This is a genomic window from Streptomyces sp. NPDC006012, assembly GCF_042871185.1.
Classification (GTDB): domain Bacteria; phylum Actinomycetota; class Actinomycetes; order Streptomycetales; family Streptomycetaceae; genus Streptomyces.
Window position 1 is genome coordinate 41,172 of record NZ_JBIAIE010000022.1, and the last position, 20,643, is coordinate 61,814.

The 20,643-nt window shown below is 72.7% G+C and carries 13 protein-coding genes; 9 read left to right on the plus strand and 4 right to left on the minus strand.

All coding sequences use genetic code 11. From position 1 onward, the window contains the following. Positions 1 to 257 precede the first annotated feature (257 nt). On the plus strand, positions 258 to 3,812 hold the full coding sequence (gene smc / locus ACFYPJ_RS29425; RefSeq protein ID WP_389023503.1) for a chromosome segregation protein SMC: 3,555 nt from the start codon (positions 258 to 260) through the stop codon (positions 3,810 to 3,812). A 48-nt stretch (positions 3,813 to 3,860) separates the two neighbouring features. On the opposite strand, the gene ACFYPJ_RS29430 is transcribed toward smc, so the two are convergent. Both ACFYPJ_RS29430 and ACFYPJ_RS29435 read right to left on the minus strand, forming a co-directional pair. Then, a complete protein-coding gene (locus ACFYPJ_RS29430; RefSeq protein ID WP_389023506.1) occupies positions 3,861 to 4,832 on the minus strand; it encodes an LLM class flavin-dependent oxidoreductase in 972 nt (323 codons plus the stop codon). A gap of 61 nt (positions 4,833 to 4,893) precedes the next feature. Next, positions 4,894 to 6,378: a cytosine permease gene (locus ACFYPJ_RS29435; RefSeq protein WP_389023510.1), complete on the minus strand. Its 1,485-nt coding sequence runs from the start codon at positions 6,376 to 6,378 to the stop codon at positions 4,894 to 4,896. Between the two features lie 108 nt (positions 6,379 to 6,486). Here ACFYPJ_RS29435 and ftsY point away from each other — a divergent pair, with 108 nt between their 5' ends. After that, positions 6,487 to 7,698 (plus strand): signal recognition particle-docking protein FtsY, encoded by a 1,212-nt coding sequence (gene ftsY, locus ACFYPJ_RS29440; RefSeq protein WP_389023512.1) that lies wholly within the window; start codon positions 6,487 to 6,489, stop codon positions 7,696 to 7,698. Positions 7,699 to 8,082: 384 nt separating this feature from the next. Here the strand turns inward: ftsY and ACFYPJ_RS29445 are convergent, their stop codons facing one another. Then, entirely contained in the window at positions 8,083 to 8,739 is a 657-nt protein-coding gene (locus tag ACFYPJ_RS29445) for a bifunctional DNA primase/polymerase (protein WP_389023515.1), read from the minus strand. A gap of 458 nt (positions 8,740 to 9,197) precedes the next feature. Here ACFYPJ_RS29445 and ACFYPJ_RS29450 point away from each other — a divergent pair, with 458 nt between their 5' ends. The 5 genes from ACFYPJ_RS29450 to ffh all read left to right on the plus strand — a co-directional run bounded on the left by ACFYPJ_RS29450 (position 9,198) and on the right by ffh (position 16,918). Then, complete coding sequence (locus ACFYPJ_RS29450) at positions 9,198 to 10,670, plus strand: hypothetical protein (protein WP_389023718.1); 1,473 nt, start codon at positions 9,198 to 9,200, stop codon at positions 10,668 to 10,670. A 322-nt stretch (positions 10,671 to 10,992) separates the two neighbouring features. Next, positions 10,993 to 12,330: an ammonium transporter gene (locus ACFYPJ_RS29455; RefSeq protein WP_389023518.1), complete on the plus strand. Its 1,338-nt coding sequence runs from the start codon at positions 10,993 to 10,995 to the stop codon at positions 12,328 to 12,330. After that, positions 12,327 to 12,665, plus strand: a complete 339-nt coding sequence (locus ACFYPJ_RS29460) for a P-II family nitrogen regulator (RefSeq protein ID WP_389023520.1) — start codon at positions 12,327 to 12,329, stop codon at positions 12,663 to 12,665. The genes ACFYPJ_RS29455 and ACFYPJ_RS29460 overlap by 4 nt, the downstream gene beginning before the upstream one ends. 40 nt (positions 12,666 to 12,705) lie before the next feature. Next, positions 12,706 to 15,207, plus strand: coding sequence for a [protein-PII] uridylyltransferase (locus tag ACFYPJ_RS29465; protein ID WP_389023523.1), 2,502 nt, complete (start codon positions 12,706 to 12,708; stop codon positions 15,205 to 15,207). A gap of 160 nt (positions 15,208 to 15,367) precedes the next feature. Next, on the plus strand, positions 15,368 to 16,918 hold the full coding sequence (ffh, locus tag ACFYPJ_RS29470; RefSeq protein ID WP_389023526.1) for a signal recognition particle protein: 1,551 nt from the start codon (positions 15,368 to 15,370) through the stop codon (positions 16,916 to 16,918). A 315-nt stretch (positions 16,919 to 17,233) separates the two neighbouring features. On the opposite strand, the gene ACFYPJ_RS29475 is transcribed toward ffh, so the two are convergent. Continuing rightward, entirely contained in the window at positions 17,234 to 18,091 is an 858-nt protein-coding gene (locus ACFYPJ_RS29475) for an SAM-dependent methyltransferase (RefSeq protein ID WP_389023529.1), read from the minus strand. A 199-nt stretch (positions 18,092 to 18,290) separates the two neighbouring features. Between ACFYPJ_RS29475 and proS the strand changes: the two genes are divergently transcribed. Both proS and ACFYPJ_RS29485 read left to right on the plus strand, forming a co-directional pair. Further along, the gene (proS, locus tag ACFYPJ_RS29480; RefSeq protein ID WP_389023531.1) at positions 18,291 to 19,706 is read left to right on the plus strand and encodes a proline--tRNA ligase; all 1,416 of its coding nucleotides are present in this window, start codon (positions 18,291 to 18,293) and stop codon (positions 19,704 to 19,706) included. 262 nt (positions 19,707 to 19,968) lie between these two features. After that, entirely contained in the window at positions 19,969 to 20,571 is a 603-nt protein-coding gene (locus tag ACFYPJ_RS29485) for a hypothetical protein (protein WP_389023534.1), read from the plus strand. Positions 20,572 to 20,643 lie beyond the last annotated feature (72 nt).

Here is a 20,643-nt window from a genome sequence, read left to right on the forward strand (position 1 = left end):
ACCGCTCCACGACCAGCACACGCAGTGGTCGGGCTGCCCGTGTCAACCGCTAAGTTGTCAGAGTTGCAAGGGACGCTTCGGCGTCCCTTCTTTCTTACCCGGTTCCTTACCCGGTTCTTACATGCCCGGTCATTCTCTCCGCCGCGCATCCTTTCACCCTCTTTAACGTCTGGTGTGCCCTGCATGTTCAGGCGTGAAACCGCGGGGTTGCGAGGGTTCATGGAGTGGAACAGCGGCGGCGGGTAGAGTCCACCGGCGTGCACCTCAAGGCCCTGACCCTGCGCGGGTTCAAGTCGTTCGCCTCGGCGACCACGCTCCGGTTCGAACCGGGGATCACGTGCGTCGTCGGGCCCAACGGCTCGGGCAAGTCCAATGTCGTGGACGCGCTCAGCTGGGTCATGGGCGAGCAGGGCGCCAAGTCGCTGCGCGGCGGCAAGATGGAGGACGTCATCTTCGCCGGCACCACGGGGCGTCCCCCGCTCGGCCGCGCCGAGGTGTCCCTGACCATCGACAACTCCGACGGCGCCCTGCCCATCGAGTACGCCGAGGTCACCATCACGCGGATCATGTTCCGCAACGGCGGCAGCGAGTACCAGATCAACGGCGACACCTGCCGCCTCCTCGACATCCAGGAACTGCTGTCCGACTCCGGCATCGGCCGCGAGATGCACGTCATCGTCGGTCAGGGCCAGCTCGACTCCGTGCTGCACGCCGACCCCATGGGCCGCCGCGCCTTCATCGAGGAGGCCGCCGGCGTCCTCAAGCACCGCAAGCGCAAGGAGAAGGCGCTGCGGAAGCTGGACGCGATGCAGGCCAACCTCGCGCGCGTGCAGGACCTCACCGACGAACTGCGCCGCCAGCTCAAGCCGCTGGGACGGCAGGCGGCCGTCGCGCGCCGGGCCGCTGTCATCCAGGCGGACCTGCGGGACGCCCGGCTGCGGCTGCTCGCCGACGACCTGGTACGGCTGCGCGCGGCGCTCAGGACCGAGATCGCCGACGAGGCCGCGCTGAAGGAGCGCAAGGAGGCCGCCGAGCAGGAACTGCGCAAGGCCCTCCAGCGGGAGGCGCTGCTGGAGGACGAGGTGCGCCGGCTCACCCCCCGGTTGCAGCGCGCCCAGCAGACCTGGTACGAGCTGTCCCAGCTGGCCGAACGGGTGCGCGGCACGATCTCGCTGGCCGACGCCCGGGTCAAGAGCGCCACCTCCGCGCCGCCCGAGGAACGGCGCGGCCGGGACCCGGAGGACATGGAGCGGGAGGCCGGCCGGATCCGCGAGCAGGAGGCCGAGCTGGAAGCCGCCCTGGAAGCGGCTCAGCGGGCCCTCGACGACACCGTCGGCCACCGCGCCGAACTGGAGCGCGAGCTGGCCCTTGAGGAACGGCGCCTGAAGGACGCGGCACGCGCCATCGCCGACCGTCGTGAGGGCCTGGCCCGGCTGAACGGGCAGGTCAACGCGGCCCGTTCGCGGGCCGCCGCCGCCCAGTCCGAGATCGACCGGCTCGCGGTGGCCCGGGACGAGGCCCAGGAGCGGGCCGCGCGGGCGCAGGAGGAGTACGAGTCGCTCAAGGCCGAGGTCGACGGCCTCGACGCGGGCGACACCGAACTCGGCGGGCGGCACGACGCGGCGAAGACGGCGCTGGCCGAGGCGGAGTCCGAGCTGGCCGCCGCCCGCGAGGCGGCCACCACGGCCGAACGACGACGCGCCGCGACCCAGGCCCGGCACGAGGCGCTGGCGCTCGGCCTGCGTCGCAAGGACGGCACCGGCGCGCTGCTCTCAGCCAAGGACCGGCTCACCGGAGTGCTCGGCCCGGCGGCGGAACTGCTCACCGTGGCGCCGGGCCACGAGACCGCGGTGGCGGCGGCGTTCGGCGCGGCGGCCGACGCCGTCGCGGTGACCACGCCCGCCGCGGCCGCGGACGCCATCCGGCTGCTGCGCAAACAGGACGCGGGCCGTGCGGCGCTGCTGCTCGGCGGTGCCCCGGACGACGCACCGGCCCAGCCCCGCCCGGACGGGCCGCCGTACGCCGCCGACCTCGTCCGGGGCCCTGCCGAGCTGCTGCCCGCCGTGCGCCGGCTGCTGCGCGGCGTCGTCGTGGTCGGCACCCTCGAAGACGCCGAGGACCTGGTCTACGCGCACCCCGCGCTGACCGCGGTCACCGCCGACGGTGATCTGCTCGGCGCCCATGTGGCGCACGGCGGGTCCGCCGGGGCGCCGAGCCTGCTCGAAGTGCAGGCGTCCGTCGACGAGGCGGCCGCCCAGCTCGACGAGCTGGAAGTGCGCTGCGCCGAGCTGACCGAGGCGCAGGCCGCGGCGGGGGAGCGGCGCCGGGAGTGCGCCGGGCTGGTGGAGGAACTGGCGGAGCGGCGGCGGGCCGCCGACCGGGAGAAGTCGGCCGTCGCCCAGCAGCTCGGCCGGCTCGCCGGGCAGGCGCGCGGCGCGGCCGGCGAGGCCGAGCGGTCCGCCGCGGCGGCGGCCCGGGCGCAGGAGGCGCTGGAGCGGGCCGTACAGGAGGCCGAGGAACTCGCCGAACGGCTCGCCGTCGCCGAGGAGATGCCGATCGAGGAGGAGCCGGACACCTCGGTACGGGACCGGCTCGCCGCCGACGGCGCCAACGCCCGGCAGACCGAGATGGAGGCCCGGCTCCAGGTCCGTACCCACGAGGAACGGGTCAAGGGGCTCGCCGGGCGGGCCGACGCGCTCGACCGGGGCGCCCGCGCGGAACGCGAGGCACGCGCGCGTGCCGAACAGCGGCGGGCCCGGCTGCGCTACGAGGCGTCCGTGGCCGAGGCCGTCGCCTCCGGCGCGCGGCAGCTGCTCGCGCACGTAGAGGTGTCGCTCGGCCGGGCCGACGCGGAGCGGGCCGCCGCGGAGGCGGCCAAGGCCCGCCGGGAACAGGAGCTGGCCACCGCCCGGAACACGGGACGCGACCTCAAGGCCGAACTCGACAAGCTGACCGACTCGGTGCACCGGGGCGAGGTGCTGGGCGCGGAGAAGCGGCTGCGGATCGAACAGCTGGAGACCAGGGCGCTGGAGGAGCTGGGCGTGGAGCCGGCCGGGCTGGTCGCCGAGTACGGCCCGCACCAGCTCGTACCGCCCTCGCCGCCCGCCGAGGGGGAGGAACTGCCGGAGGATCCGGAGCATCCCCGCAACCAGCCGCGGCGGTTCGTGCGGGCCGAGCAGGAGAAGCGGCTGAAGGCCGCGGAGCGGGCGTACCAGCAGCTCGGCCAGGTGAATCCGCTCGCCCTGGAGGAGTTCGCCGCGCTGGAGGAACGCCACAAGTTCCTCAGCGAGCAGTTGGAGGACCTGAAGAAGACCCGCGCCGACCTGCTTCAGGTGGTGAAGGAGGTCGACGAACGGGTCGAGCAGGTCTTCACGGACGCCTACCGGGACACGGCACGGGAGTTCGAGGGCGTCTTCAGCCGGCTTTTCCCGGGCGGTGACGGCCGGCTGGTGCTGACCGATCCCGACAACATGCTCACCACGGGCGTGGACGTCGAGGCGCGTCCGCCGGGCAAGAAGGTCAAGCGGCTGTCGCTGCTGTCCGGCGGGGAGCGGTCGCTCACCGCGGTCGCGCTGCTGGTGTCCATCTTCAAGGCCCGGCCCAGCCCCTTCTACGTCATGGACGAGGTCGAGGCCGCCCTCGACGACACCAACCTCCAGCGGCTGATCCGCATCATGCAGGAATTGCAGGAGGCGTCCCAGCTGATCGTGATCACCCACCAGAAGCGCACGATGGAGGTCGCCGACGCGCTCTACGGCGTCTCCATGCAGGGCGACGGCGTGTCGAAGGTCATCTCACAGCGGCTGCGCTGACCCCTGCTTCAAGAGGTGAACCAGCAGGTGAACCCGGCAGCTCCGGCATCAGTCCGCCAGCGCCGGAAGTACCCGTTCCGCCAGCAGCCTGAGGCTGCGCCAGCCCTCCTGAACCGGCATCCCGCCCGCCAGCGGGTGCAGGACCAGGTTGTCCAGGCCCTGGGCCACGCACTCCTCGGGGGTGAGGATCCGGTACACGCCCTCCGCGCGCAGCTCGTCCACCGTCGTGGCCGCCGAGCGCACCGCCGAGCGGATGTCCGCGGACTGCCAGGAGGCGTAGGTCCGCGCCTCGTGCAGGAAGTGCTTGCCGTACGCGGCCCACGCCCGGTCCGGGTCCTCGGCGATGTGCAGCAGCGGTGTCTCGGCGGCGGGCATCATGGTCCAGCCCTCCGTGCCGTACTCGGCCAGCCGCTCCTTGTAGTAGGTCTCCAGTTCCGGCAGGTGCGCGCTGGGGAAGAGGGGCAGGCCGAGCCGGGCCGCCCGGCGGGCCGCGGCCCGGGAGGAGCCGCCGACCAGCAGGAGCGGGTGCGGTTCGGTGCACGGGCGCGGGGTGACCCGGACCGTCCGGCCCCGGTAGTCGAACTCCTCGCCGGTCCACGCCTTCAGCAGGGTCTCCAGCAGCTCGTCCTGGAGCCGGCCCCGCTGCTTCCAGTCCACGCCGCTGCGGGCGTACTCCTCCTGCCGGTACCCGATCCCGGCGACGGTGACCAGCCGGCCCCCGCTGAGCAGGTCGAGTACGGCGATGTCCTCGGCCAGCCGCAGCGGATCGTGCAGCGGCCCGATGACCGCGGAGACCGTGACGGCGATCCGCCGCGTCGCCCCGAACACCGCGCCCGCGAACACGAACGGCGAGGGCATCCAGTTGTTCGCGACCCCGTGGTGCTCCTCGGTCTGCACCGTGGTGATGCCGTGCTCGTCGGCGTAGGCCGCCATCTCCAGGGCGGCCCGGTAACGGGCGGCGAGGGAGGCGGGGGTGGCGCCGGGCTCGACGAGGTTGAACCGGACGACCGAAGCGGGCATGGGAAGTCCCCCTGTTCACGGGGTCGGATGGGTGCCGTGGGGGACGTTAGCTGACGATACGTCAGACGGCTAGGGTCGTGGACCCCTCGGCGGCTGCCGACGGGTCCGGGGACCCCGCCACCGCCGCCGGCTTCGGCAGGATCGCGTACACCGTGCCCGAGACGGCGATCGTCGCCACCCAGCCGAGTCCGTACCCGCCGACCGGGTTGTTCCCGGCGAGCGGGCCGGTGAACCAGTCGGACCCGGTGAACAGCAGACCCGTGGAGAGCCCCAGCGCCCAGGCGGTGACGGCCGCCGGCGAGAAACCGCAGCGGTACCAGTACGCGCTGGTGCGCGTGGTGTCGAGCAGGGCCCGCGCGTCGTACTTCCGGCGGCGCAGCATGTCCGTGCCGAACACCCCCGCCCAGGCCGAGAAGGCCACCGCGAGCAGTGACAGGAAGGCGATGAAGGAACTCAGGAAGGACGCCGCCGCCAGCATCAGGACGCCGCCGAGGACCAGGGAGATCACCGCGTTGACCGAGACCGCCCAGGGGCGCGGGACCCGCAGGCCGAGCGTCTGCGCGGTGAAGCCCGCCGAGTACATCGACATCGCGTTGATCAGCAGCATGCCGATCAGGGCGATGAGCAGATAGGGGACCGCGAGCCACAGCGGCAGCATCCGGCCCAGGAACGAGACGGGATCGGCCGCCGTGGCGAACCGCGGATCGGAGGCCGCGAGCAAGGATCCCATCAGGAGCATCGGCAGCATGACGACGGTGGACCCGCCCACGGTGCCCAGCACGATGGCCCGCGACGAGGCCGTACGCGGCAGATAGCGGGTGAAGTCCGCCGCCGTCGGTGCCCAGCTGATGCCGCCCGCGGCGATCAGCCCGATGCCCGCGATCACCGCGGAGGGCGGCGCCGCCGCACGCGCGAAGACGCCGCTCCAGTCCGTCGTCACGACCAGCCGCCCCAGGACCAGCAGCGAGAAGGCGCCGAACAGCCAGGGCGCCCATCTGGCGCAGTGCAGCACCGCGCGGATGCCCAGGCCCGAGATCGCGAAGGTGGCGAGCACGAAGGCCAGCAGGGTGGCCACGGTCAGCGGGACGGTACGTCTGATGCCCAGGGTGAGGTCCAGAACGGCGAGCAGCGCGTAGGCGCCGGTCACCGCGTTGATCGTCTCCCAGCCCCAGCGGGCGATCCAGATCAGCGCGCCGGGCAGCAGGTTGCCGCGCTGCCCGAAGACCGCGCGGGACAGCGCCATGCCGGGTGCGCCGCCGCGCTTGCCGGCGATGCCGAGGGCGCCGACGAGGCCGTACGAGACGACTGGCGCCGCGAGGCCGACGACCAGGACCTGCCAGAGGTTCAGCCCGTAGGTCACGGACAGGCCCGCGCCCAGGGTCAGCAGCAGGACGGTGATGTTGGCGGCGATCCAGGTGGGAACGAGTCCGCGGGTCCGCGCGGTGCGTTCACTCCTGGGGACCGGTTCGATACCGCGGGTTTCCAGACCGTGGCCCCGCGCGGATTCCGGGCGGGGCACGCGATGGTGGGGAGCGGCGGTACCCATGGGACGACATGTTACGTAATAGAACAAAATTCCTGAAATGGTCCGAGCCTCCTGGCGGATCCCGGAAGCTGGGTCCGGCCGGGACCCATGGCCGATACTGGACGGGTTATGGAAACCGTCATCCTTGCTGTAGTCATCGCCGTGGTCGTGATCGCCGCGATCGGCGGGCTCGTCATCGGCAGCCGGCGCCGCAGGCCGCTGCCCCCGCCCCCGCCGGCCGCCCCCGACATCACCGCCCCTCCGGCCGAGCCGCACGTCGGCGACGAGGCCGAGACGCCGCACGACGAATCCCGCCGGACGATCGAGGAGGTGGACCTCCCCGGCGGCTCCGCCCCGGCGGCCGTCGAGGAGCCACCCGTCGTCGAGGAGCTGCCGGCCCCCGAGATCGAGGTCCCGGAGCCCACGGCCGGCCGCCTGGTGCGGCTGCGCGCCCGCCTCTCCCGCTCGCAGAACGCCCTCGGCAAGGGGCTGCTCACGCTGCTTGCGCGCGAGCACCTCGACGAGGAGACCTGGGAGGAGGTCGAGGACACACTGCTGACCGCCGACGTCGGTGTGCAGCCCACCCAGGAGCTGGTCGAGGGGCTGCGCGAGCGCGTGAAGGTGCTCGGCACCCGCACCCCCGACGAACTGCGCGGGCTGCTGCGCGAGGAGCTGCTCAAGCTGGTCGGCACCGATGTGGACCGCACCGTCCGGACCGAGCCGGAGGGCCGCAGGCCGGGCATCGTGATGGTCGTCGGCGTCAACGGCACCGGCAAGACCACCACCACCGGCAAGCTCGCCCGCGTCCTGGTCGCCGACGGGCGCACCGTCGTCCTCGGCGCCGCCGACACCTTCCGGGCCGCCGCCGCCGACCAGCTCCAGACCTGGGGCGAGCGGGTCGGCGCCTACACCGTGCGCGGCCCCGAGGGCGGTGACCCCGCCTCCGTCGCGTTCGACGCGGTGAAGGAGGGCAAGGAGATGGGCGTCGACGTGGTGCTCATTGACACCGCGGGGCGGCTGCACACCAAGACCGGGCTCATGGACGAGTTGGGGAAGGTCAAGCGGGTCGTCGAGAAGCACGCCCCGCTCGACGAGGTGCTGCTCGTCCTGGACGCCACCACCGGGCAGAACGGCCTGGTCCAGGCCCGGGTCTTCGCCGAGGTCGTCGACATCACCGGCATCGTGCTGACCAAGCTCGACGGCACGGCCAAGGGCGGCATCGTGGTCGCCGTCCAGCGTGAACTGGGTGTGCCGGTCAAACTCGTCGGCCTCGGCGAGGGCGCCGACGACCTGGCGCCGTTCGAACCGGAGGCGTTCGTGGATGCGCTCATCGGTGAGTGATGGCGGCCCACCGAAGCACATGATCCACGGCACCGACTCCGGAGATCCGGAGGTGTTCGGGAAGCGCCCGTCCCCACCAGCGTGCGGCTGGGGACGGGCGCTTCGCCGTATGCGCCGGATGCGCAGGCAGGTCTGCGGGAGTGAGCGGGCGCGCGGAGTTCGGCGGGGTCCAAGGGACCCGGGGAGCGCCTCGAACCTCTCGTCGGCCCCGCCGCTTCCCCGGCCCGCCGCGGGGCGGCGCCCCCAGGCCCGCGCCCTCACCGCGCCGTCGGGCTCACCCCCGTACGCCCGGCACGAGGACGGCCCTCCGGCCTGTGATCGCGCGCGCCGGACGCCGTCGGGCCCGCCCTCCGGGGGCGGGCGGCGCTGCTTTCGGGAGCCGTTCTACGCGCGCGACCGGTGTGCCACGTAGGCCAGGGTGCCCAGGAGCAGGCGGGCGGCCGGGGGCTTGGTCGCGGAGTCGAGGGAGGGCGCGCGCAGCCAGCGGGTCGGGCCCAGGCCGCCGCGGTCCGAGGGCGGCGCCGTGAGATACCCGCCCGGGCCGAGGCCGCGCAGGTCGAGGGCGGCCGGGTCGTCCCAGCCGAGGCGGTAGAGCAGGGCGGGGAGTTCGGCGGTGGCGCCGGGGGCGACCAGGAACTGGGCGCGGCCGTCGGGGGTCGCGAGGACCGGGCCCAGGGGCAGGCCCATGCGCTCCAGGCGGACCAGCGCCCGGCGCCCGGCGGGCTCGGCCACCTCCAGCGCGTCGAACGTGCGCCCGGCCGGCAGCATCACCGCGGCGCCGGGGAATTCTCCCCAGGTCTTGGTGACCTCGTCGAGAGTGGCGCCGGCGGTGATGTGGGGTGCGAACTCCAGCGGATGCGCGCCCGGCGCGCAGCAGTCCGCCCGGCCGCACGAACAAGCGCCCCCCGCGGCCCGCGCGCCCGGCACCACGTCCCAGCCCCACAGACCGGTGAACTCGGCTACCGCGGTGCACTCCGAGGAGCGGCCGCGCCGGCGAGTGCCGGAGCGGATCTCGCGAATGCCGCCGATCGTGAAGCCCATGCCCCCTCCAACGGGTCCAGCGCGCCGGTGGTTACGACGCGGAGCGAGACGGAAGCGGAAAGTGACCGTATACGGCTCCGTCTACCCCGCCCCCGCGGGGGTCGAGCGGCGCTTTGAAGCGTCTTCGGTGGTGCGTCGGGAGACGAGCGCCCCCGAGTGCGCCGTTGCATCCACTTGTGACCGTCCAATGTCAAGTGAATCGCGCCCGGGCATGCGTGAGTTCATTCGAAGGGGTGGCGAATGGTGGCGTTTCCGGGATCGCCATGGTCGGGCCGTGAACGTAGGATTACGTTCAGTACACGCGTCCCGGGGCACTTGCGTTCATGGGTATGCCGGAGGCAAGTCGGCTTTCCGTTCGAAGGGTGAGAACCGCCGGACGGGCCACGGCGGGTGGCGGCATCCTGATAGGGCTTGGCGCACTCGGTGACAAGTAGTCTCAGGAATTGGGGGGCGTTCCAGTGGGCGGCAACGGCGGTGGCGGGACGAACGCTGACAAGCGCCCCAACGAGTTGCTGGGCTCGTGGTTCGTGCGCAGCGGCTGGTCCAAGGGCGAACTGGCCCGCCAGGTGAACCGCCGCGCCCGCCAGTTGGGCGCCGGCCACATCTCCACGGACACCTCCCGGGTGCGCCGCTGGCTGGACGGCGAGAACCCCCGCGAGCCGATCCCGAGGATCCTCTCCGAGCTGTTCTCCGAGCGGTTCGGCTGCGTCGTCTCGGTCGAGGACCTGGGCCTGCGCGCCACCCGCCCGTCACCCTCCGCAACCGGCGTCGACCTGCCCTGGACGGGCCCGCAGACGGTGGCCCTGCTGAGCGAGTACTCCCGCAGCGACCTCATGCTGGCCCGCCGCGGCTTCCTCGGAACCTCGCTCGTCCTGTCGGCGGGCCCGTCCCTCATCGAGCCGATGCAGCGCTGGCTCGTCCCCTCGCCGCCCTCCCCGCGCCCGGAGCCCGAGCCGGTCGAGCCCCGCCGCCCCGGCCGCCTGTCCAAGCCCGAGCTGGACCTGCTGGAGTCCACCGCGGTGATGTTCCGCCAGTGGGACGCCCAGTGCGGCGGCGGTCTGCGCCGCAAGGCGGTCGTCGGCCAGCTGCACGAGGTCACCGACCTGCTTCAGGAACCCCAGCCGGAGGCCACCACCAGGAAGCTGTTCAAGGTCGCCGCCGAACTCGCCGAACTGGCCGGCTGGATGAGCTACGACGTGGGGCTCCAGCCCACCGCGCAGAAATACTTCGTCCTCGCCCTGCACGCCGCCAAGGAGGCCGGCGACAAGCCCCTGGGCTCCTACATCCTCTCCAGCATGAGCCGCCAGATGATCCACCTCGGCCGGCCCGAGGACGCCCTGGAACTGATCCACCTCGCCCAGTACGGCAGCCGCGACTGCGCCGGCCCGCGCACCCAGTCCATGCTGTATGCGATGGAGGCCCGCGCCTACGCCAACATGGGCCAGCCCGGCAAGTGCAAACGCGCGGTGCGGATGGCCGAGGACGCCTTCGCCGAGGCCGACGAATGGGACGAGCCGGACCCCGACTGGATCCGCTTCTTCTCCGAGGCGGAACTGTACGGCGAGAACTCCCACTCCTACCGGGACCTCGCCTACGTCGCCGGCCGCAGCCCCGCCTACGCCTCCCTGGCCGAACCGCTGATGCGGCGGTCCGTCGAGCTGTTCGCCGCGGACCAGGAGCACCAGCGGTCGTACGCACTGAACCTGATCGGCATGGCCACCGTGCACCTGCTGCGCCGCGAGCCCGAGCAGAGCGCCGCCTATGTCACCGGGGCGCTGGGCATCGCCGGGAAGGTGCGGTCCGAGCGGGTGAACACGCGGATCCGCAAGACCGTCGACACGGCCGTACGCGACTTCGGCGACCTCGCCGAGGTCATCGACCTCACCGACCAGCTCGCGACCGCCCTCCCGGAGACCGCTGAGGCGGTCTGACCCCGCAGAACCCCGGCCGCGGCCGGCCCTCCCGAACAGCCCGACTCGGCTCCCCCATGCCAGGTCATCGGAGGGCCGTCCGCGGCCGGTTTCGTTCCGCGGGAGATGGTTGCGCCACGATAACGATCGCCATGCGGCGAATCCGGCAGTTCATCCACGTGTAACACACACGGCGCCTTCGTCACTCCGGTGAAACAACGAGGGGCTTCGACCGAAACGGCGCTGCGCCAGTCTCGTGGCGCATAACCGGCCCGCCCTCACCGCCCGTACCACTCTTCAGGCCCTGCCCGCACGGGCCGTACCAATCGACGAGGAGACGCCGATGGCACCAGCCATCACGCTTGCCGCGGAGGCACCCAAGCTGTCCGCCGCGGACACAGGCTTCATGCTCATCTGTTCCGCCCTGGTGATGCTCATGACCCCCGGCCTGGCCTTCTTCTACGGAGGCATGGTCCGGGTCAAGAGCACCCTGAACATGCTGATGATGAGCTTCATCAGCCTGGGCATCGTCACCATCCTGTGGGTGCTCTACGGCTTCTCCGTGGCCTTCGGCACCGACAAGGGCTCCCTCGTCGGCTGGACCTCCGACTTCGTCGGATTCAGTGGCATCGGCAAGATGGACCTCTGGCCCGGCTACACCATCCCGGTCTTCGTCTTCGCCGTCTTCCAGCTGATGTTCGCGATCATCACGCCCGCCCTGATAAGCGGTGCCCTCGCGGACCGGGTGAAGTTCTCGGCCTGGGCGGTCTTCCTCGTCCTGTGGGTCACGATCGTGTACTTCCCGGTGGCGCACTGGGTCTGGGGCGCCGGCGGGTGGGCCTACGAACTCGGCGTGATCGACTTCGCCGGCGGTACCGCCGTCCACATCAACGCAGGTGCCGCGGCCCTCGGCGTGATCCTCGTCATCGGCAGGCGCGTCGGCTTCAAGAAGGACCCGATGCGCCCGCACAGCCTGCCGCTGGTCATGCTCGGCGCCGGTCTGCTGTGGTTCGGCTGGTTCGGCTTCAACGCCGGCTCCTGGCTCGGCAACAACGACGGCGTCGGCGCGCTGATGTTCGTCAACACGCAGATCGCCACCGCGGCCGCCATGCTGGCCTGGCTCGTCTACGAGAAGATCCGGCACGGCGCCTTCACCACGCTGGGCGCCGCCTCCGGCGCGGTCGCGGGGCTGGTCGCGATCACCCCGTCCGGCGGCGCGGTCTCCCCGCTCGGCGCGATCGCCGTCGGCGCCATCGCCGGTGTGCTGTGCGCCATGGCGGTGGGCCTGAAGTACAAGTTCGGCTACGACGACTCCCTCGACGTGGTCGGCGTCCACATGGTCGGCGGTGTCCTCGGCTCCCTGCTCATCGGATTCTTCGCCAGCGGCAAGGGCCAGTCCGACGTCAAGGGCCTGTTCTACGGCGGCGGACTCGACCAGCTCTGGAAGCAGTGCGCAGGTGTCTTCGCGGTCCTCGCCTACTCCCTGATCGTCTCCGCCGTCCTCGCCTTCCTCCTCGACAAGACCATGGGCCTGCGGGTCAGCGAGGACGAGGAGGTCTCCGGCATCGACCAGGCCGAGCACGCCGAGACCGCATACGACTTCAGCGGCGCCGGCGGCGGGGTCATCGGTAGCATCGCGCCCGCCCTGGCCGCCATGCAGAGCAAGAAGGTGGACGCATGAAGCTCATCACCGCGGTCGTCAAGCCGCACCGGCTCGACGAGATCAAGGAGGCCCTGCAGGCCTTCGGGGTGCACGGTCTGACGGTCACCGAGGCGAGCGGTTACGGTCGTCAGCGGGGACACACCGAGGTCTACCGCGGCGCCGAGTACACCGTCGACCTGGTACCCAAGATCCGTATCGAGGTGCTGGCCGAGGACGGCGACGCCGAGCAGCTGATCGACGTCATCGTCAAGGCCGCCCGGACCGGAAAGATCGGTGACGGCAAGGTCTGGTCCGTGCCGGTCGAGACGGCCGTACGGGTCCGCACCGGCGAGCGCGGCCCGGACGCCCTCTGACCGGACGCGCAGGCGAACAGCAGACGACAGGAGCCGCCGGGTGACGGGTACGGAAGTGCACAACGACGCGAAGGACCCGGGACCCAGTGGCTACGCGGCGGCCCGGCTGCGCCTCCTCACCGAGGGGGAGCAGTCCGGGCCGCCGCGCCGCGGGGCCCTCGCCGAGCTGACCGACGACTGGCTGGCCGGGCTGTTCGACGCGGCGGCCGAGGGGCCCGCGGGCGTCTCGCTGGTCGCCGTCGGCGGGTACGGCCGCGGTGAGCTGTCCCCGCGCAGCGACCTCGACCTCCTGCTGCTGCACGACGGCCCCGACGCCGAGGCGGTCGCCGCCCTGGCCGACCGCATCTGGTACCCGGTCTGGGACCTCGGCCTCGCCCTCGACCACTCCGTACGCACCCCCGCTCAGGCCCGCAAGACGGCGGGCGGCGACCTGAAGGCCCAGCTCGGGCTGCTCGACGCCCGCCATCTCGCGGGCGACCGCGGTCTCACCGCCGCGCTGCGCACGACGGTGCTCGCCGACTGGCGCAACCAGGCGCCCGGACGCCTCCCGGAGCTCCAGGAGCTGTGCGCCGAACGCGCGGCCCGCCAGGGCGAGCTGCAGTACCTCCTCGAACCGGACCTCAAGGAGGCCCGCGGCGGCCTGCGGGACGCCACCGCCCTGCGCGCGGTCGCCGCGTCCTGGCTGGCCGACGCCCCCCGTGAGGGCCTCGCCGACGCCCGTCGCAGCCTGCTCGACGTACGGGACGCCCTGCACCTGACCACCGGCCGCGCCACCGACCGCCTCGCCCTCCAGGAACAGGACCAGGTGGCCGCCGAGCTGGGCCTGCTCGACGCCGACACACTGCTGCGGCAGGTCTACGAAGCGGCCCGCGTCATCTCGTACGCCAGCGACGTCACCTGGCGCGAAGTGGGGCGCGTGCTGCGGTCGCGCGCCGTACGTCCCACGCTGCGCAGACTGGCGAGGGAGCGCAGCGACCTCCTGCGGAGGGCGGTGTCGGGCGACGGCCGGGCCCCGGGCGGCAATCCGGTCGCCGAGCGCTCGCCGCTGGCCGAGGGGGTCGTGGAACAGGACGGCGAGGTGGTGCTCGCCCGCACCGCGCGCCCCGAACGCGACCCGGTGCTTCCGCTGCGCGCCGCGGCCGCCGCCGCTCAGGCCGGCCTCCCGCTCTCCCCGCACGCCGTACGGCGCCTGGCGGCCACCGCCGGCCCGCTGCCCGCGCCCTGGCCGGCGGAGGCCCGCGAGCAACTGGTCACGCTGCTCGGCTCCGGCCGGCCGACGGTGGACGTCTGGGAGGCGCTGGAGGCGGAGGGCCTCGTCACCCGGCTGCTGCCGGACTGGGAGCGGGTGCGCTGCCGCCCGCAGCGCAACGCCGTCCACGTGTGGACCGTCGACCGGCATCTGATCGAGACGGCGGTCCGCGCCTCCGAACTGACCCGCCGGGTCGGCCGCCCCGACCTGCTGCTGGTCGCCGCGCTGCTGCACGACATCGGCAAGGGCTGGCCGGGCGACCACTCCGTGGCCGGCGAGATCATCGCCAGGGACGTGGCCGTCCGTATCGGCTTCGACCGCGCCGACGTCGGCGTGCTCGCCACCCTCGTACGCCATCACCTGCTGCTGGTCGAGACCGCCACCCGGCGCGACCTGGAGGATCCGGCCACCGTCCGCGCGGTCGCCGACACGGTCGGCACCGCGGGCACGCTGGAACTGCTGCACGCGCTGACCGAGGCGGACGCGCTGGCCACCGGCCCGGCCGCGTGGTCGTCCTGGCGCGGCGCCCTGGTCGCCGACCTGGTGAAGCGGGTCGCGGCCGTCCTCGCCGGGGACCCGCCGCCCGAGCCCGAGCCCGGCACCCCCACCGCCGAGCAGGAGCGCATCGCCATCGAGGCGTTCCGTACCGGCGGCCCGGTACTGGCGCTGCGCGCACAGCCGCGGCAGGCGACGGACGAGGAGCCCGCCGCCGATCCCGAGCCGCTGGGCGTCGAACTCCTCATCGCCGTACCCGACCAGCCGGGGGTGCTGCCCGCGGTGGCCGGAGTGCTCGCGGTGCACCGGCTCACCGTGCGCACCGCGGAACTGCGCACCCTGCGGCTGCCGGACGACGTCGACGACGGCTCGCTGCTGCTGTTGGACTGGCGGGTCGCGGCGGAGTACGGCTCGCTGCCGCAGGCCGTCCGGCTCCGCGCCGACCTGGTGCGGGCGCTGGACGGCAGCCTGGACATCGCGGGCCGGCTCGCGGAGCGCGACGCGGCCTATCCGCGCCGCCGCGGCTGGCCCGCTCCGCCGCCGAGGGTCACGGTCGCCCCGGCCGCCTCCCGGCACGCCACGGTGATCGAGGTGCGCGCCCAGGACGCGCCGGGGCTGCTGTTCCGGATCGGCCGGGCGCTGGAGGACGCGGACGTCCGGGTGCGGAGCGCGCACGTGAGCACGCTGGGCGCCAACGCCGTGGACGCCTTCTACGTGACGACGGGGACGGGGGCGCCGCTGTCGGCCGGGGACGCGGCGGCGACGGCCCGGGCGCTGGAGCAGACGCTGCGGGCGTGACCTCGCGGTCGTGCCGGGGCGCCGGCCCGGACGCTGACCGCCGCGCCCGCGGGGCCCCGCCCCGCCCACCGAATGCGGCGGTCGTGGACGATCTGCTTGCGGGGCCGGATACCCTGGAAGACGCTCTGTACTGCCCCCAACCCCGAGGACCGACGCCGCCGTGTTCGATACTCTCTCCGACCGCCTCAGTGCCACTTTCAAAAACCTCCGTGGAAAAGGCCGGCTGAGCGAAGCGGACATCGACGCCACGGCGCGCGAGATCCGCATCGCGCTGCTCGAAGCGGACGTCGCCCTTCCTGTCGTCCGCACGTTCATCAAGAACGTCAAGGAGCGGGCCCTCGGTGCCGAGGTCTCCAAAGCGCTGAACCCGGCCCAGCAGGTCCTGAAGGTCGTCAACGACGAACTCGTCACCATCCTCGGCGGCGAGACCAGGCGCCTGCGCTTCGCCAAGCAGCCGCCCACGGTGATCATGCTGGCGGGTCTTCAGGGTGCCGGTAAGACCACCCTCGCGGGCAAGCTCGGCCGCTGGCTCAAGGAGCAGGGCCACTCCCCGCTGCTCGTCGCCGCCGACCTGCAGCGCCCGAACGCCGTCAACCAGTTGAGCGTCGTCGCCGAGCGCGCGGGCGTGGCGGTCTTCGCACCGGAACCGGGCAACGGCGTCGGCGACCCGGTGAAGGTCGCCAAGGACTCCATCGACTTCGCGAAGTCCAAGGTCCACGACATCGTCGTCGTCGACACCGCCGGCCGCCTCGGCATCGACCAGGAGATGATGCAGCAGGCCGCGGACATCCGCGACGCGGTCTCCCCGGACGAGATCCTGTTCGTCGTCGACGCGATGATCGGTCAGGACGCGGTCAACACGGCGGAGGCGTTCCGCGACGGCGTCGGCTTCGACGGCGTGGTGCTCTCCAAGCTCGACGGTGACGCCCGCGGTGGTGCCGCCCTGTCGATCCGCCAGATCACCGGCAAGCCGATCATGTTCGCGTCGAACGGCGAGAAGCTCGACGACTTCGACGCCTTCCATCCGGACCGGATGGCCTCCCGCATCCTCGACATGGGCGACCTGCTCACCCTGATCGAGCAGGCGGAGAAGACGTTCAGCCAGGAAGAGGCCGAGAAGATGGCCTCCAAGCTGGCGTCGAAGAAGGGTCAGGACTTCACCCTCGACGACTTCCTGTCCCAGATGGAGCAGGTCAGGAAGATGGGCAGCATCTCGAAGCTGCTCGGCATGCTGCCCGGCATGGGCCAGATCAAGGACCAGATCAACAACCTCGACGAGCGCGACGTCGACCGCACCGCCGCGATCATCAAGTCGATGACCCCGGGCGAGCGCCAGGAACCGACGATCATCAACGGCTCGCGCCGCGCCCGTATCGCCAAGGGTTCGGGTGTCGAGGTCAGCGCGGTGAAGAACCTCGTCGAGCGGTTCTTCGAGGCGCGCAAGATGATGTCCAGGATGGCCCAGGGCGGCGGGATGCCGGGCATGCCGGGCATCCCGGGCATGGGCGGCGGTCCCGGCCGGCAGCGCAAGCAGCAGAAGAAGGCCAAGGGCAAGCAGCGCTCCGGCAACCCGATGAAGCGCAAGCAGCAGGAGCTGGAGGAGGCCCAGCGGCGCGAGGCCGCCGCGCAGGGCGGGGGAGCCCTGGGCCTGCCGCAGCAGGGCGGTCAGGACTTCGAGCTGCCGGACGAGTTCAAGAAGTTCATGGGCTGAGCCCGGCGGGGGCCCGCGCGGGCCCGGCGGTACGTGACCGGAGGGCGTCCCCTGCTGAGCGGGGACGCCCTCCGGCGTGTGCGAGGGTGCCGTCGGCCATGCCCGCCGAGGCGCCGCAACGTCGACGACTGCTACGAGGAGGCGTGCCGCGAACTCCGCGAGCACCGCGGCCGGCCGGCCGCGCCGGCCAGGGCCCTGAGGGAACGGGAGACCCTGCAGGAGAGGGACGCCCGCCACCTTGCCGGGATCACCCGCCTGACGAAGGACGAACCCTGAGCCGATGCGCCCCGCTCGGGCCGCGCCCCGAGAGGCGTCCTAAGGAACGCGGGCGATCAGATAACGGAACACGTTCGGCATCCACACCGTCCCGTCCCGCCGTCGGTGGGGATGCAGCGCTTCGCGCAGTTCCTGGTCCACCCGCGCCCGGTCGGTGGCCGTGAGCGCGGCGTCGAACCACCCCGTCGACAGCAGACCGCGTACCGCGCTGTCCACGTCCGCGTACCCGAACGGGCAGGCCACCCGCCCGGAACCGTCCGGCCGCAGCCCGGCCCGCCGGGCGGCCTCCTCCAGGTCGTCGCGGCCGGCCGGGCGCGGCCGGTCCGCGGCGTGCGCCGGACCGGCCGGCCCGGCGGCCACCCGCAGCACGTCCGAGGTGGCGCAGCGCTCCGGCGGACCCCAGCCGGCCAGTACCACGGCCGCGCCGCGCGCGGCGAGCGGCAGCGCGGCGGCGAGCAGTCCGCCGAGCCCCTCCGGGCCGCCCGCACGGCATCCGATCGGTTCGAAGGCGGTCACCAGGGTGTACGCGGGCGTCTCCGCGTCGGCCGCGTCCCCGGGTGAGCCGTCGACGATCCGGGCACGCGTACGCGCGCGCGTGTCCCGCGCCTCCGGCAGCAGGCGCCGGCGCGCGAGGGCGAGCAGTTCGGGCCGCCCCCGGTCGACACCGGTCACCGCGGCCCCTCTGGACGCCGCCGTCAGCAGGGCGAGTCCGGAGCCGCAGCGCAGGCCCAGCAGCCGGGTGGCCGGGCCCACTTCAAGCCGTTCGTAGACGGCCTCGTGGAGCGGGACCAGCATCCGTTCCTGGATCTCGGACCAGTCACGCGCGCGTGCGCGCCGGTCCGCACCGGACGCGGTGCCCGCAGGGGCCGGATGCTGCCGCACGAGCGTAGGTGTCATGGATCAGCGCCCCAATCCGCCGAAGGCCGCCGCCGCGACCGGTTGCGTGGCCCCCGTGCCGTGCGCTCGCACGTTCCACCCAAGCCAGGTAACTCCCGGCCCGCGACGGCGTCCAGGGGTCCGGGAGCGCGGATTGCCGCTGCCCGGCGGCCGTGGCCGGAATTCACATCCCGGCAACATGGACCCGTACCATCGCGCCATGGCAAAGGCACCCGTTCTCACCCCCCGGGCGGTCGACTTCCCCCGCTGGTACCAGGACCTGATCAACAAGGCGGAGCTGGCCGACAACGGCCCGGTGCGCGGCACCATGGTGATCCGACCGTACGGGTACGGGCTGTGGGAGCGGATGCAGGCCGAGATGGACACCCGGATCAAGGGGGCCGGCGCCGCCAACGCCTACTTCCCGCTGTTCATCCCGCAGTCGTACCTGACCCGGGAGGCCGAGCACGTCGAGGGCTTCGCGCCGGAGCTGGCCGTGGTCACGCACGCCGGCGGCAAGGAGCTGGAGGAACCCGTCGTCGTCCGGCCCACCTCCGAGACGATCGTCAACGACTACTTCGCCAAATGGGTGCAGAGCTACCGCGATCTGCCGCTGCTGATCAATCAGTGGGCGAACGTGGTGCGTTGGGAGCTGCGCCCGCGCGTGTTCCTGCGCACGACGGAGTTCCTGTGGCAGGAGGGCCACACCGCGCACGCCACCTACGAGGACGCCCGGGACTACGCCGCGCGCATCCACCGTGAGGTGTACGCCGACTTCATGGAGAACGTCCTCGCCATGGACGTCCTGGCGGGCCGCAAGACCGCCCGTGAGCGGTTCGCCGGCGCAGTCAACACCCTCACCCTGGAGGGCATGATGGGCGACGGCAAGGCCCTCCAGGTCGCCACCAGCCATGAACTGGGCCAGAACTTCGCCAAGGCCTTCCACACCCGGTACCTGTCGAAGGACGGCCGGCAGGAGTACGTCTGGCAGACCTCGTGGGGCTCCACCACCCGCATGATCGGCGCCCTGGTGATGATGCACGGGGACGACGACGGACTGCGCGTCCCGCCCCGGCTGGCGCAGATCCAGGCCGTGGTCATCGCCGTCAAGGACGACGAAGCGGTCCTGGCCGAGGTCCGCGAGCTCGGCGAGCGGCTGACCGCGGCCGGGATCCGGGTACGGGTGGACGACCGCACGGACACCCCGTTCGGCCGGCGTGCCGTCGACTGGGAGCTGAAGGGCGTGCCCGTCCGCATCGAGGTCGGGCCGCGCGACCTGGAGAGCGGCAGAGCGATGCTGGCCCGCCGCATCCCCGGCGGCAAGGAACCGGTCGCCCTGGACGCGCTGCCCGCCCTGCTCCCGGGGATCCTCGAAGCGGACCAAGCGCTGCTGCTCAGGCAGTCCCGCGAGCGCCGCGAGTCCCGCACGGTCGACGTGGCCACCGTCGCGGAGGCCGTCGAGGCCGCCACCGCCGGCGGCTGGGCGCGCATCCCGTGGGCCGACCTCGGCGAGGAGGGCGAGGCCGAACTGGCCGAGCACGCCGTGACCGTACGGTGTCTGGTCGCGGCGGACGGGTCGGTGCCGGACACGGACGGCGGCCCGGGTGACGTGGCGATCGTCGCGCGCGCATACTGAGCCGGCGCCCTTCGCGGCGAGAGCGGCCGAAACGGCTCTTGCGCACCAGCCGGCCACAGCCGCTCCGGCACGCGGACGCGTTCCGCGTGCCGGGTTCTACGTCGGACTACGTACCGGGTTGGTAGGAGCTGTGCGGCTTCTCCGCAGATCAGCGCTCCCGCCCTCGTCAGGTCGCATCAGTGGCAACTGACGGGTACGTGCAAAATTATTTTGGGATGCCCCGGAATCGGAACACAGCGGCGGTCCGGCTCGTTCTCATTACGTGAGCACGACACAGACACCACCTGTACTCGCCGCAGAGCTGGCACAGGCGTGGGCCGACATTCAGCGGTACCACCCCGAGCTGCCCGACCTTGCCGCGCCAGAGTCCCTGATCGGGGAGTCGTCGTCCGCGTGCGGACACGAGCTCTCCTTCGAGCGACTGCTTCACGAGGCAGTCCACGGCATCGCCGCCGCCCGCGGCGTACGCGACACCTCCCGGGCCGGCCGCTACCACAACCGGAGATTCCTCGCCATCGCCGAGGAACTGGGCCTGGACCACCCCGACGAGCCGCACCCGAGCAGCGGCTTCTCACTGGTGACGCTCAACCCCGAGGCGAAGCGGCGCTACCGCCCGACGACGGAGCGGCTGCAGCGCGCCCTGAAGGCCCACGTGGCAGCCACCTCCGCCGACACCTCCCGCACCTTCCGCGGCCCGGCCGCCCGTCACGGCTCCTCCGGTGGCGGCGTCCGGGTCAAGGCCGTCTGCGACTGCGGGCGCAATGTTCGGGTCGTCCCGTCCGTCCTGGCCCAGGCGCCGATCATGTGCGGTGGCTGCGGCAAGCCGTTCCGGATCCCGGAGGCCGTGGGAGCGGCGGCGAACTAGCCACGCGGCTGCTCGTGGCAGCCGCGTGCGCCGGCTCGCCGGTGCCGGGCAGCGCACCCGACGTGCGGTCGT